The 13551-nt window shown below is 74.2% G+C and carries 11 protein-coding genes; 5 read left to right on the forward strand and 6 right to left on the reverse strand.

The genetic code is table 11. The features are described 5' to 3' along the window. Positions 1–178: 178 nt before the first annotated feature. Positions 179–1114 (forward strand): diacylglycerol kinase, encoded by a 936-nt coding sequence (locus EV374_RS19775; RefSeq protein WP_486485855.1) that lies wholly within the window; start codon positions 179–181, stop codon positions 1112–1114. Between the two features lie 150 nt (positions 1115–1264). Here the strand turns inward: EV374_RS19775 and EV374_RS19780 are convergent, their stop codons facing one another. After that, positions 1265–1978: a TetR/AcrR family transcriptional regulator gene (locus EV374_RS19780; protein WP_132237497.1), complete on the reverse strand. Its 714-nt coding sequence runs from the start codon at positions 1976–1978 to the stop codon at positions 1265–1267. A 60-nt stretch (positions 1979–2038) separates the two neighbouring features. Further along, complete coding sequence (locus tag EV374_RS19785; RefSeq protein ID WP_132237499.1) at positions 2039–2812, reverse strand: HAD-IA family hydrolase; 774 nt, start codon at positions 2810–2812, stop codon at positions 2039–2041. An 86-nt stretch (positions 2813–2898) separates the two neighbouring features. Between EV374_RS19785 and EV374_RS19790 the strand changes: the two genes are divergently transcribed. The 3 genes from EV374_RS19790 (at position 2899) to EV374_RS32665 (ending at position 8851) form a co-directional block, all read left to right on the forward strand. Next, positions 2899–5712 carry a DEAD/DEAH box helicase gene (locus EV374_RS19790; protein WP_132237501.1) on the forward strand — a complete coding sequence of 938 codons (2814 nt, stop codon included), beginning with the start codon at positions 2899–2901 and terminating at the stop codon, positions 5710–5712. Between the two features lie 165 nt (positions 5713–5877). Beyond that, positions 5878–6759, forward strand: a complete 882-nt coding sequence (locus EV374_RS19795; protein ID WP_132237503.1) for an MHYT domain-containing protein — start codon at positions 5878–5880, stop codon at positions 6757–6759. Positions 6760–7030: 271 nt separating this feature from the next. Then, complete coding sequence (locus EV374_RS32665) at positions 7031–8851, forward strand: esterase/lipase family protein (RefSeq protein WP_486485856.1); 1821 nt, start codon at positions 7031–7033, stop codon at positions 8849–8851. An 8-nt stretch (positions 8852–8859) separates the two neighbouring features. Here EV374_RS32665 and EV374_RS19805 read toward each other — a convergent pair whose 3' ends face one another. From EV374_RS19805 to EV374_RS19815, 3 genes are all read right to left on the reverse strand, one after another. Further along, complete coding sequence (locus tag EV374_RS19805; protein WP_132237505.1) at positions 8860–9294, reverse strand: DUF7144 family membrane protein; 435 nt, start codon at positions 9292–9294, stop codon at positions 8860–8862. 222 nt (positions 9295–9516) lie between these two features. Beyond that, positions 9517–10437: a 5'-3' exonuclease gene (locus tag EV374_RS19810; RefSeq protein ID WP_132237507.1), complete on the reverse strand. Its 921-nt coding sequence runs from the start codon at positions 10435–10437 to the stop codon at positions 9517–9519. Positions 10438–10489: 52 nt separating this feature from the next. Continuing rightward, positions 10490–10717: a hypothetical protein gene (locus EV374_RS19815; RefSeq protein WP_132237509.1), complete on the reverse strand. Its 228-nt coding sequence runs from the start codon at positions 10715–10717 to the stop codon at positions 10490–10492. A gap of 113 nt (positions 10718–10830) precedes the next feature. Between EV374_RS19815 and EV374_RS19820 the strand changes: the two genes are divergently transcribed. After that, positions 10831–11919 carry a DUF4037 domain-containing protein gene (locus tag EV374_RS19820; RefSeq protein ID WP_132237511.1) on the forward strand — a complete coding sequence of 363 codons (1089 nt, stop codon included), beginning with the start codon at positions 10831–10833 and terminating at the stop codon, positions 11917–11919. Between the two features lie 95 nt (positions 11920–12014). Here the strand turns inward: EV374_RS19820 and EV374_RS19825 are convergent, their stop codons facing one another. Beyond that, positions 12015–13394 (reverse strand): glycosyl hydrolase family 18 protein, encoded by a 1380-nt coding sequence (locus EV374_RS19825; RefSeq protein WP_132237513.1) that lies wholly within the window; start codon positions 13392–13394, stop codon positions 12015–12017. Positions 13395–13551 lie beyond the last annotated feature (157 nt).

Genomic DNA, 13551 nt, shown 5'->3' on the forward strand with positions numbered 1-13551 from the left:
GGATCTGAGTCTGTCCGTTCGGGCTATGGTGGTTCCAGTGCGTTCAGTCATGACGACGAATGCGTGCCGCACGGGTCGGCCGTGACAAATGTCAGTTGCGCCCGGGGTGCGCGGTGCTCCGCCGGCGGGTCGCCGGCCGCACGGTGGGCGGTGCCCCCGTCCGTCCCGGGGCGGTACGGTGCTCGCCGTGACCGCAGACGATCACCCCTCCGTCGCCGGCGTCGGGCCCGTTGCCGTGCTGGCCAACCCGACCGCTGGCCGGGGTCGGCACCGAGGGCTGCTACCGCAGGTCCTGCACCGGCTCGCGGCTGCCGGCCGCCCGGTACGCCCGCTGCACGCGCGTACCGCCGACGAGGCCGAGGCGGCCTGCCGGGCGGCGGTGCGCGACGGGGCGTCGGCCCTGGTCGCGGTCGGCGGCGACGGAACCGTGCACCGCGCGCTGCAGGCGGTCGCCGGCACGGCTGTCCCGTTCGGCCCGGTGCCCGCCGGGACCGGCAACGACTTCGCCGCCGACACCGGCTTCCCGGCCGACCCGCTCGCCGCCGTCGACGTGATCGCGGCGGCGCTGCGCGACGGCCGCACCCGCCCGGTGGACCTGGCCCGGATGACGGGGGCCGACGGAACGGGCCGGTGGTACGGGGCCGTGCTCGCGGCCGGCTTCGACGCGATCGTCAACGAGCGCGCCAACCGGATGCGTTGGCCGAGCGGTCCGCGCCGCTACGACCTGGCGATCCTGGTGGAACTGGCCCGGCTGCGCCCGCGCCGCTACACCCTGCGCCTCGACGGGGTGCCGCACGAGGTGGACGCCGTGCTGGTGGCGGTGGGCAACTGCGCCAGCTACGGCGGCGGCATGCGGATCTGCCCGGACGCGGACCCGGCCGACGGACTGCTCGACGTGGTGGTGGGCGGCCGGTTCCACCGGCGCACCCTGATGCGGGTCAAGCCGCGCATCTACCGGGGTACCCACGTGACGCACCCGCTGGTGCGCAGCTACCGCGCCCGTACGGTCGAGTTGAGCGCCGAGGGCATCACCACGTACGCCGACGGCGAGCGCGCCCTGCCCCTCCCCCTGACCGTCACGGCCACCCCCGCCGCCCTCCACCTCCTCCGCTGACCCCGCCCTCCCGCCCGACTTCTCCCTCCCTCCCCGCCCTCAACGGGTCGATCATGCAGTCGTGGTGCCCCGCACAGGCCGTGTATGCCCGCAAAACCGGCACCAGAAGTGCATGACCGACTCGGCGAAGGGCTGGGAGGGGTGTGGGGGTCAGGGGGGTGTGTGGGTGGTGATGCGGTCCAGCCATTCGGTCAGCAGGGTGCGTTCGGCGGGGGTGAAATCCGTGGCGAGGGTGTCGAGGGCAGCGCGCAGCGCCACCGCGTGCCGGACCGGACGGTCGGCCCGGGAGGTCGCCCGGGCGGCGGGGGAGTCCGTGACCAGGGCGGCGAGCACCGCCTCCCGGGTCCGGGTCGACAGGGCCGGGTCGCGCCCCGGCGGCGGCGTCCGGATCAGGGTGAGGGTGACGCCGCACGCGGTGGCGTGCAGCATCTCGGTCGCCTGGTCGACGCTCGTACGCAGTCGACCCGCCTCGGCCACCCGGTGCACGAGCTGGCGCAGGATGTCGGCCGCCACCCGGGCCGCGGTCGGGGTCTCGCCGGGGCGCGGGTCGCCGTACATGAGCGCGTGGAACGCCGGGTTGGCCACGCCGAAGCCGACGTGCAGGTCCCAGCCCCGGCGTAGGTCGTCGACCGGGTCGTCGGCGAGGTCCCCGGCCGCCTGGGCGTGCAGGTACGCGGCGAACCCGTAGCTGGCCGCCGCGTCCAGCAGGCCGCGCATGTCGCCGAACTGACGGTAGATGGTGGGCGCCTGCACCCCTGCCGCCCGGCTGACCGCGCGGGTGGAGACGGCCTCCCGGCCGCCCTCGGCGAGCAGTGCGGCGGCGGCCCGGACGATCCGGTCCCGGGGCGACGTCTCGGTGATCATGGCAGCGACGATAACGCCTTCGCGTTAGCGCCAGGTGTTAACGATGCTGTCGGCGTGCCGTTAGCGCTGCTGACCGACGCCGGCCAGGTCCAGCACGGCGCCCAGCCCGTTGGCCCGACCCGCCTCGGCTGCCGGCAGCACCAGCACCGCGCATCCGGCCGCGACGGCCCCCGCGTCGGCCGGGGTGTCGCCCACCATCAGCGTCCGCTCCGGATCGACGCCGAGCATCCCGCAGGCGCGCAGGAAGATCCCCGGGTCCGGCTTGCAGCGCCCCACCTCGTACGAGAGCGCGAACGCGTCGACCAGCCCGGCCAGCCCCCAGGCCTCGAAGTGCGGCCGGATGTCGAAGCCGATGTTGCTGACGACGGCCACCCGGACGCCCCCGGCCCGCAGCGCGTCCAGGGTCGCCGCGGTGTCCGGGTAGGGCACCCAGCCCTCGGGCACCAGCACCCGCTCGTAGAGCGCCTCCGCGAAGCCCTCGATGCCCGCGTCCACGGTCTCGGCCAGCCCGGTGTAGGCGCCCCGGTGGGCGTGCGGGTAGAGGTCCCGGTCGGCCCAGAGCTCGGCCAGCCGGGGCGGCACCCGGGTGGGCAGCGGCCCGCCCGCCCGGCCGGCGGTCAGCAGCCGGTCGGCCAGCGCGGTGGCCCGCATCCGCTCCAGGCTCACCCCGCAGGCGGCGGCGGCCGCGAGCACCCAGTCCCGGGGCTCCTCCACCTGGGCCAGGGTGCCATGGAAGTCGAGCAGGACCGCCTCCACCGGCCGGCGGGACGGACCCGGGCGGACGGCGTCGTCGGCGCCGCGCGGGGCGTGGGGCGGTTCGGCATGATCCGGCACGTCGTGCACCCTACCGACCGCCTCCGACCCCCCTGCCGGTTGGCCTTGTCCGGTGGCTGTCGGCGGCACGCATTAATCTTGGAGGCATGTCGAGCCCCGCCGAGCGGTACGCCGCGGCGCGCCGCCGGGCCGCGCAGGCCTCACAGTTCCCGGCACTTGACGAGTTCGCCCTCGATCTGGGGTTCGACCTCGACGACTTCCAGCGCGAGGCGTGCCAGGCGCTGGAACGGGGCAGCGGCGTCCTGGTCTGCGCCCCGACCGGCGCCGGAAAGACGGTGGTCGGCGAGTTCGCCGTACACCTGGCGCTGCGCGGCACGCCGGCGGCCGGCGGCGCGGCGGCGCCCGCGACCGGCGGCGACGGGACCCCGCCCCGGCGGCGCAAGTGCTTCTACACCACCCCGATCAAGGCCCTGTCGAACCAGAAGTACCACGACCTGGTCGACCGCTACGGCGCCGAGCAGGTCGGGCTGCTCACCGGCGACAACGCCATCAACGGCGACGCCCCGGTGGTGGTGATGACCACCGAGGTGCTGCGCAACATGCTCTACGCCGGCTCGGCCACGCTCGACGGCCTGGCGTACGTGGTGATGGACGAGGTGCACTACCTCGCCGACCGGTTCCGTGGCGGGGTGTGGGAAGAGGTGATCATCCACCTGCCCGCCTCGGTCACCCTGGTCTCCCTGTCGGCCACCGTGTCCAACGCCGAGGAGTTCGCCGACTGGCTGGTCACCGTGCGCGGCGAGACGGCCGTGGTGGTCAGCGAGCACCGCCCGGTGCCGCTGTGGCAGCACATGCTGGTCGGCAAGCGGATGTTCGACCTGTTCCACGACGCCGACGCCGCCCGCAAGCACGACGTGCACCCCGAGCTGCTGCGCTACACCCGCGACACCATGCGCCGCCTGGAGCTCGGCGAGGGGCGCAGCGCCGGTCCCGGCGGCGGCCGGCGCGGGCCCCGCTGGCGCGGCCCGATGCGCCCCGACATCGTCGACCGGCTCGACCGGGAGGGACTGCTGCCGGCGATCCTGTTCATCTTCAGCCGCGCCGGCTGCGCCGCCGCCGTGCAGCAGTGCCTCGCCGCGGGCTTGCGGCTCACCTCCCCCGAGGAGCGGGCCGAGATCCGCCGCGTCGTCGAGTCGCGGGTCACCGCCATTCCCGGCGAGGACCTGACCGTCCTCGGCTACTGGGAGTGGCTCGACGGCCTCGAACGCGGCTTGGCCGCCCACCACGCCGGCATGCTGCCGGTGTTCAAGGAGGTCGTCGAGGAGCTCTTCGTCCGGGGTCTGGTCAAGGCGGTCTTCGCCACCGAGACGCTCGCGCTGGGCATCAACATGCCGGCCCGCTGCGTCGTGCTGGAACGCCTGGTGAAATACAACGGCGAGGCGCACGTCGACCTGACGCCGGGGGAGTACACCCAGCTCACGGGCCGTGCCGGGCGGCGCGGCATCGACGTCGAGGGGCACGCCGTCGTCGTCTGGTCCCCGGAGACCGACCCCCGGCACGTGGCCGGTCTGGCCTCCACCCGCACCTACCCGCTGCGGTCCAGCTTCCGGCCGTCGTACAACATGGCGGTCAACCTGGTCGGCACGGTCGGTGCCGAGCCGGCCCGCGCGCTGCTGGAGTCCTCGTTCGCCCAGTTCCAGGCGGACCGCTCGGTGGTCGGCCTGGCCCGGCAGGTGCAGCGCAACACCGAGACCATCGAGGCGTACGGCGCGGAGGCGGCCTGCCACCACGGCGACTTCGACGAGTACTTCGCGCTGCGGGTGGCGATCGGCGAGCGGGAGCGGGCCATCGCCCGGCAGGGGCAGAGCCAGCGCAAGGCCGCCGCGGTGGCCTCGCTGGAGCGGCTGCGGATCGGCGACGTGATCCGCGTGCCGTCGGGCCGTCGGGCCGGTCTGGCCGTCGTGCTCGACCCGGCCACCGGCGGCTTCGGCGAGCCCCGGCCGCTGGTGCTGACCCAGGACCGCTGGGCGGGCCGGGTCAGCCCGGGGGACTTCACCACCCCGGCCGAGGTGCTGGCGCGGATCCGGGTGCCGAAGCACTTCAACCACCGGTCCCCGGCGGCCCGGCGGGATCTGGCCGCCGAGGTCAGCGGCACCGGGCTGGACCGGCACGCCGGACGACGGGGCGGCCGGTCCCGGCAGGCCGTCGGTGAGGACCACCGGCTCAGCCAGCTCCGCACCGAGCTGCGCCGGCATCCCTGCCACGCCTGCCCCGACCGCGAGGAGCACGCCCGCTGGGCGGAGCGGCGCCGCCGCCTGGAGAACGACACCGAGGAGCTGCGGCAGCGGGTGGCCGGCCGGACCGGCTCGCTGGCCCGCACGTTCGACCGGATCGTGGCGCTGCTCACCGCCCGGGGCTACCTGGCGCCCGACGGCGCGGTGACCGACGCCGGCCGGATGCTCGGCCGGATCTGGACCGAGGCGGACCTGCTGGTCGCCGAGTGCCTGCGGCGCGGGGTGTGGGACGGGCTCTCCCCGGCCGAACTGGCGGCGGCGGTCTCCGTGGTGGTCTTCGAGGCGCGCCGCGACGTCGACGAGCGGGCGTCGCTGCCGCGCGGCCCCGTGGCCGAGGCGGTCGACGAGACGCTCAAGCTGTGGAGCGAGATCGAGGCCGACGAGGCGGCCCGGGGCCTCACCGTCACCCGCGAGCCCGACCTCGGCTTCGCCTGGCCGGTCTACCGCTGGGCGCGGGGCGAGGCGCTCGCGAAGGTCCTCGGCAGCGGCCACGAGATCGACGGCGAGATGCCGGCCGGCGACTTCGTCCGCTGGGCGCGGCAGGTGGTCGACCTGCTCGGCCAGCTCGCCGACTCCGGCGGCGCCTCGGCGGAGCTCAGGTCCACCGCCCGGCAGGCGATCGGCGCCGTGAACCGGGGTGTGCTGGCCTACCACGCCCCGGCCTGACCGTCACTGTCCGTCACCGGACATCGAAATCGACGCATCGCTTAGTGACCGCGACGGCACCCCCCGAATTGTCCGGGGGGTGCCGTTGTGCCTGGTCACGGCATCCCTGATCATTGCTCCGGCGCAGGATCGCGCGTCGGTGGAACGATCTGGGAGAAGGCCGCCGTGGCGGAAATCAATCACTTCGAGTACGGGTGGATCACCCCCGCGCTCAGCTACGCGCTGTCGGTGCTGGGCTCGGCCCTGGGGCTGATCTGCGCGGGCCGGATCCGCACGGCGGGCAGCGCGGGCCAGCGCGCCTGGTGGGGAACCCTGGCGGCCTGGGCCATCGGTGGCACCGCCATCTGGACCATGCACTTCATGGCGATGCTCGGCTTCGCCGTCGAGGGCACCCGGATCCGGTACGACGTGCCGATCACCGTGGCCAGCGCGATGATCGCGGTGACCGCGGTCGGCATCGGCCTGGCCATCGTGGGCACCGGGCGGTTCTCCGCCGTGCGGCTGCTCGCCGGGGGCCTGTTCACGGGCGCGGGGGTCGCCGCGATGCACTACACCGGCATGGCGGCCATGCGGCTCAACGGTCGGATCGACTACGACACCACCCGGGTCGTGCTGTCGGTCGTGATCGCGGTGGTCGCGGCCACGGTGGCGCTCTGGCTCGCGATGACCGTCCGCCGGGGGCTGGCGATCGTCGGCTCGGCGCTGCTGATGGGTGTGGCCGTCAACGGCATGCACTTCACCGGGATGAGCGCCATGTCGGTGCATGCGCACTCCGGGCAGGGCGAGGTGGTGGGCGCCGGCGTCAGCACCCTGCTCGTGCCGATCATCCTCGCCGTGGTGTTCGGCGTGGTCGGGCTGGTCTACGCGCTGCTCGCCGCCCCCACCGCCGAGGACCGGGCCGCCGCCGCGTACTTCGACACCCTGCGGGGCCCGGAGCCGGCAGCCGAGGCGTCGCCGCCGCCCGACCCGGTGGGGCTGCGGGCCCGGTCCACGCTCGGCCGGCCGGGCACCCCGTTCCCGTCCCGCCGGGACGACCCGCCGCGCTGACCCGTACAGCGCGCCTGACGCCGCCCGCCGTGCCGCGGCACGGCGGGCGGCGTCAGGCGCGCTGGGCAAGGGCGTCGACGAGGCGGCGTGCCGAGCCGGTGAGTGCGCCTCTGACCTGGCCGCGGCGCGAGGTTACGCACCGGCAACCGGCTGAGGGCACGGCCGCCCCGCCAGAGTTCGTGGCCCCGGGGGGTGGCCTCGACCGACCACCTGTCCGTGGGGGACGAACTCGCCCCCTGCGGACAGGTGGTCCGCGCCCGCCGGGGGGCGCTTGCTGGTCGATGGCGCGTGCTGCCACCACGATGAGCCCGCCGCCGCCGACCACGAGGTGATGTCGGCCGGATCGAGGTCGTGGGAGCGGTTGATTTTCGGGCATACGGCTCAGCGGCCAGCCGGTACCAGGGAGAGTCGGCGCAGAGGCCCGCGTGTCGAAGGAGGACTCGTGCGACCCACCCGCCGGCTACTGGCGCTACTCGGGCTCGCTGCGGCGATGCCCCTGGTCGCGGCCGTCATCCTTGTCCGGATCCCGTTCCGCAATGCGCAGGGTCTGATACCACAGAGCTCTGCGGTATGGCCGTACGACTCGTACCACGACATGCGCTGGCTGCTGGTTTACCACAACTCCTGGTTGATGTTCGGGCTCCTTCTGCTGGGCGCGATCGTGCTGCGAGGGCTCTACTCCGCAGCCCTGGTCGGCCTGGCCTGGCCGGCAGGCGTACGGCGGCCGCCGTACCGGGCGTTGGCGCGGCGCAACCTCGAAGTCGCGGCGTTCACGGCGGTCCTCGTCCTACCGTTCGCCGCGTACGCGGTCGCCGCGTCGGTGGTGTCGCTGTCCTGGTTCCTGTTCGCCTCGCTGACTCCCATGATCCTTCTCGCCCCCTTCCTGCAGCGGATGGCTGTGGGCCGGGGCCTGTGGCGGGGACTGCCTTCGGCTGAGCTTGTCGGTTGGTCCCTGCTCGACTTCGTGCTGATCTCGGTGGCCGGTGGCCTGGTGTGGCAGGTTCCCGCGCTGGTGACGCCGCTCGTCGCCGCGGTCGCGGGCGCGGCTAACGGCCTGCTGTGGAACCGGACGGTGCGGGCGGCCGTGCTCCAGCCGCGGGTACGGTGGCGGCGGGTGCCGGTGGTGCCGATCGCTGTGGTGCTCGCGCTGGCCACTCCGCTGGTGTCGCAGGTGATCACCTCGCCCCGCCACGAACGGAACACTGCCGTCCCGTCCGTCTTCGACCGGCCGCTGCCCGCGAGGGTGCGCTACGCGGTGATCCTGCTGGCCGGGCACGAATCCGCGTACGACGGCCGCCCGTTGGGGGACCCGGCGGTCGAGTGGTTCTCATACGCCGGCCTGGATGCGAGTGGCCGCCCGCTGCCGTACCGGCGGTATGACACCCACCGGTCGCTGAACTCCAGCGCGGAACTGCTCGCCGCGCAGGTGGACGCGCTGCATCGGCGGACCGGCAGGCCCATCGCCCTGGTCGGCCGAAGTGAGGGGGCGATGGTGGCCCGGCGCTACCTCGGCGATCGGCCGGACCCGCGGGTGCAGGCACTGGCGATGTTCAGCCCGCTGGTCCGCGCCGGACGCGCGTACTATCCACCCCCGGACGCCAGCACCGGCTGGGGTCTGGTCGCCGGCTGGCTGCTGCGGGGGATGTTCGCTGTCACGCAGGTCGGCAGAACAGCCGCCGCCACGCCGGACGAGCCGTTCATCCGCTCACTGATGGATGAAGACGGGCCCTTTTATCGCCTGCACATGTTGTGTCCTGTCCCGGGGGTCCGGGCGATCGCCTTCCTGCCGACGGTCACCGCGTCCGAGGCGCCACCGGATCCGTACATCCGCATCCCGTCGGTCGAGGCACCGTCCTTCCACGGAGGGCTCATCGGTCGCCCGGTCATCGGAGACCAGTTGATCGACTTTCTGGCAGGCGAGGATGTCAACGTCCGGCGCCGGGAGTACGGCCTCCTGGAGCGGCTGGGTTCGGCCTGGCACGCACCCAACCTGGCACTGCGCATCAACCCGGTCTGGGAACCCACCGTGCCGTCCGGCACGCCGGCCTTCTCGACGAAACTCTACTGCCGTCCGTTGCGGCAACCAGGCTGACGGTCAGGTCAGACCCGCGAGGCGGGGGTCCGGCTCGCTGTGCGGAGCTGCCCGGCGAGCAACCAGGTGGCCACGGCGGCAAGCATCGCCGCCATCCATACCGCCATCGGGTGGTACGGCAGAAGCAGGATGCCGAGCCCGATGCCCACAGATGCGGTGACGATTGCCGCGACGGTGGTGGCGCGTCGGTCGACGAGCACCCCCAGCCCGGTCAGGACGGTCGCCGCCCCGACGACCAGCCGGACCCAGCCCCAGCTGGTGATATCGAGGTGGAACATCTCCGCGCTGGCGATGTCGACGTACGGCTCGAGCGGGACGATGGCGAGCCCGGTGAGGAAGTCGATCCCCCCGGCCGCGCCCAGCAACACCGCCGCCAGGTAGCGCCGGCTCCGCCGCTCGCCGTCCGGGCCGACGCCGTCCGGAGCCGGCCCGCCTCCCGTCATGCTTCCTCCGCCCGTCGTCTGCGCCGCCGTACGGCCCGCACCCGAGCCGCCGCAGGGCTCCCAACAGGCTATCGAGGGTCACCCTGCCCTGCCGCTGGTAGCGGACCTCCCCTCCGCCGGGAAGCAGTGGATCAGGTCGTGCCCCCGCTTATACGATTTCGAGCGGCTCAGCGGGTCTGCACGGCACCGCCTGATCGACGCGGTGACGCGTGCGCGCGGTGGTCAGGACCGCTGCGCGAGGGCGTCGACGAGACGGCGTGCCGAGCCCGCGAGGTTCCACTCGTCGGCCAGCTCCAGCAGCCGGTCGGGGTCGGCCGGCGCGGTCGGTAGCTCGGTGGCCAGCTCGGGCAGCGGCACGTCGAGGGCGACGCGGACCACCTTCGGCGCGACGGCCAGGTAGTCCCGCGCGGCGGCGAGCTTGGTGCGCAGCCCGGGGGCGAAGCCGGAGCCCGGGTCGTCCAGGGCGGCCAGGATGCCCGCGACGTCGCCGTAGCGCTCGATGAGCCGGGCGGCCGTCTTCTCGCCCACGCCGGCCACCCCGGGCAGCCCGTCGCTGGGGTCGCCCCGCAGGGCGGCGAAGTCGGCGTAGCGGTCGGCCGGCACCCCGTAGCGGGCGCGCACCGCGGCGTCGTCGCAGTCGTCCAGCTTGGCCACGCCCCGCCCGACGTAGAGCAGCCGCACGGGGCGTGCGTCGTCGACGAGTTGGAACAGGTCCCGGTCGCCGGAGACCACCTCGACCGGCGCCGGCTGGGTCACCGAGAGGGTGCCGAGCACGTCGTCTGCCTCGTAGCCGGTCGCGCCGACATGGGCGATGCCGACGGCGTCGAGCACCTCCAGGATCAGCGGAACCTGCGGGCTGAGCGTGTCGGGCACCACCTCGCCGCCCTCGGGCGCCACCCGGTGCGCCTTGTAGGACGGCAGCAGCGCCACCCGCCAGTCGGGCCGCCAGTCGTGGTCCATCGCGCAGACCATCCGGTCGGGCCGGCGGGTGCGGATCAGGCTCGCCAGCATGTCGAGGAAGCCGCGCACCGCGTTGACGGGGCTGCCGTCGGCGGCCCGGGCCGCCGACTCGGGAATGCCGAAGTAGGCCCGGAAGTAGAGACTGGGCGCGTCGATGAGCAGGATCGGGGGTCGCTGTGCCACGCCCGACAGCCTGGCACACCCCACCGACGATCAGGGGGCGCGGCACGGCGGGTCAGGGACGTTCGTGGTCGCGGTACAGCGTCTCGCGGCGGGCCACGTACTGCAGGCCGTAGCTGGCGAGCAGCAGCGCGATCGCGACCGACACCTCGAGCCAGGCCGCCGTGCCGTCGGCGACGGTCACCCCGACGGCCAGCAGCACCAGGCCCGCGACGGCGAGGATGCCCGCCCAGAGCAGCCGGCGGCGTCGGGTCGCGGCGCGCTCCCGGTCCGTCGCTGCCACGGCGGTCGGTCCTCTCCGTCGGCGACCCGTCCGCGCCCAGCCTATCGGCGCGTACGGCCGCCGGCGGCGGAACCGGGCTGCGGGCCCGCCGCTGCGCGCGCAGACTTGCCGGTGTGACGTTCGTTGCGGGCCTGACGCTCGGCCGCCGGTTCCACGACGAGGTGCTCGCCCCGATCCTGCGTCGACGCTTCCCCGACCTGCGGTACGCGGCCGGGCTGCTCGACGGCGGCTCGGAGCTGCTCGGCCTGGACACCCCGCGCTCCACCGACCACGACTGGGGGCCGCGCGGGCAGCTTTTCGTCGGCGCGTCCGACGCGGCGCGGATCCCGCACCTGCGCGCGGCGCTGGACGCCGACCTGCCGGCGGAGTTCCTCGGCTGGCCCACCCGCTTCACGGGGGAGGGCCGGCTGGGGGTCGCCGACCGGGCGGGCAGCCGCCACGGCGTCACGATCGACGAGCCGGGCGGCTGGTGGCGCGAGCGGCTGGGCTTCGACCCCGCTGCCGGCGTCACCACGGCGGACTGGCTGGCCACGCCGACGCAGCGGCTGGCCGAGGTGACCGGCGGCGAGGTGTTCCACGACGGTCTCGACGGAGCGCTGACCGGGGCCCGGGCGGCGCTGGCGTGGTACCCGGAGGACGTGTGGCGGCACGTGCTCGCCGCTGCGTGGACCCGGGTCGCCCAGGCCGAACACCTGCCCGGCCGCTGCGCCGAGACCGGCGACGACCTCGGCAGTCGGGTGGTCACTGCCGGGCTGGCCCGGGACCTGATGCGCCTCGGCCTGCTGCTGCACCGCCGCTGGCCCCCGTACGACAAGTGGCTGGGCACGTTGTTCGCCCGGCTGCCCGACGTGGCGCCCCTGGTCGCGGCCCTGGCCGACGCGCTCGGCCCGGGCGACTGGCGCATGCGGGAGGCCGGGCTGGTCCGGGCGCTGGAGGCCCTCGCCGCCCGGACCGACGACACCGGCCTGGCGGCCCCGGTGCGCGCCCGGTCCCGGCCCTTCCACCGGCGGCCGTTCCTGGTCCTGGACGCCGGTCGGATCGCCGGCGCGCTGCGGGCCGCCATCACCGATCCGGTGCTGCGCGGGCGAGCGCCCCTCGGCGCGGTCGACCAGTACGTCGACAGCGTTGACGTGCTGACCCACGCGCACCGGGTCCGCCGGCTCGCCGCCGCGCTGCCGGTCACGGCCGACGGGCCGGACTGAGATCGTCGCGCTCTGGTCGTGCGGGTGACGGCCGGCCCACCAGGTGGAAGCCGCACCCCGTCGGGGCCCGCGCCGACGGCGGGCCCCGGAGGGGTTCAGGCGGGCAGCCGCCAGACCTGGTTGGCGCCGCCGAAGCAGTCCCAGATCTGCAGCCGGGTGCCGTCGGCGGAGCTGTTGCCGGTGGCGTCGAGGCACCTGTTGGACGCCGGGTTTCGCAGCGTGCCGTTGGACTGGGCCTGCCAGACCTGCGCGCCGGTGCCGTTGCAGTCCCACAGCTGCACCTTGGCGCCGTTGGCGGTGGAGGCGCTGGTCACGTCGGCGCACTTGCCGAGGGCGCGCAGGGTGCCGTCGGTGCCCACCGTCCAGCTCTGGGCGTTGGTGCCGTTGCACGCGTAGAGCTGCACGGCGGTGCCGTTGGCGGTGTTCGCGGCGGCCACGTCGACGCACTTGCCGCCGATGCCGGTGATCGGGCCGGTGCGCCCGACGGGCGGCGGGGTGGTGCCGCCGGTGGCGGTGTCGTAGATGGCGCTGACAAGGGAGGTGGCTCCGGTGGTGTCCTGGCTCAGTTCCCAGTTCATCATGCCGCCGGCGTTGGCCATGGCCCACTGGGTCTTGCGCTTGACCGTCGGGATGCCGTTGTAGCACTGCTGGGTGCCGTTGACCGTGGTGCAGTCGCGGTTGGCGTTGGCCGGGTCCATGGCGACCAGCGCGGCGTACGTGTGGTAGCCGGGTCGGCTGTAGAACGGCACGCCGAGCACCGCCTTGCGGGCGGGCAGGCCCCGGGACTTCCAGTAGTTGACGGCGTTGATCGACCAGTCGTAGTTGGCGTGCGGGCTGCCGCCGTCGTACGCCATGATGTTGAGCCAGTCCACGTGGCCGAACACGGCCGGCTGCACGCCCTCGGCGTACCAGCCCTCGGAGACGACGGCGGCGGTGAGCAGTTTGCCCCGGCTGTGCAGGGCGCCGGCCAGCTGCTGCATCAGCGCCGTGTAGTTGGTGGCCGAGGCGCCCGGGTCCGGGTACTCCCAGTCCATGTCGACGCCGTCGAGGTTGTACTGGTTGACGAAGTTGACGACGTTGTTGACGAACGTCGTGCGGGTGCCGGCGTTGGCGGCGAGCGCCTCGAAGGCGGAGTCGTCGCCGTTGTTCCAGCCGCCGATCGCGATCGACACCTTGACGTTGCTGGCGTGGCCGCGCGACACCAACTGGGAGAGCTTGGCGGGGTTCTCCACCGGGCGGAGGCTGCCGTCGCCGTTGGGCAGCACGAACGCGTAGTTGACGTGGGTCAGCTTGGCGTACTGCACCGCGTTGACGTCGCCGGTCCAGGACGGCAGGTAGCCGACGCTGCGGAAGCCGTTGGGCAGCACGGCGGCCTGCGCGGGGGCGGGGGCCAGGGTGAGGGTGGTGGCGGCGGTGGCCAGGGTGAGCAGGCCGGCGGCGAGGGCCGACCTGAGGCGGGAGAGCGATGAGGGCATCGGGGGCCTTCCCGTGGGCGGGTCGTGGCGGCCGTGCCGCCCGCGTCGGCGGCGGGGCGCCGGGTGCGGGCGTACGGGTGGGGGACGGGGTGGACATCCTCGAGGCAGCCAAATCCTAAGGATTGTTAACTGTCGCGTCAACGACAATGTTCGATGG

The organism is Micromonospora sp. CNZ303 (genome assembly GCF_004345505.1).

Coding starts and splice junctions, on each gene's coding strand:
- EV374_RS19780 (WP_132237497.1), bottom strand. CDS start 1,978: ATGATCACCGAGACGTCGCCCCGGGACCGGATCGTCCGGGCCGCCGCC.
- EV374_RS19790 (WP_132237501.1), top strand. CDS start 2,899: ATGTCGAGCCCCGCCGAGCGGTACGCCGCGGCGCGCCGCCGGGCCGCG.
- EV374_RS19805 (WP_132237505.1), bottom strand. CDS start 9,294: ATGACGGGAGGCGGGCCGGCTCCGGACGGCGTCGGCCCGGACGGCGAG.
- EV374_RS19825 (WP_132237513.1), bottom strand. CDS start 13,394: ATGCCCTCATCGCTCTCCCGCCTCAGGTCGGCCCTCGCCGCCGGCCTG.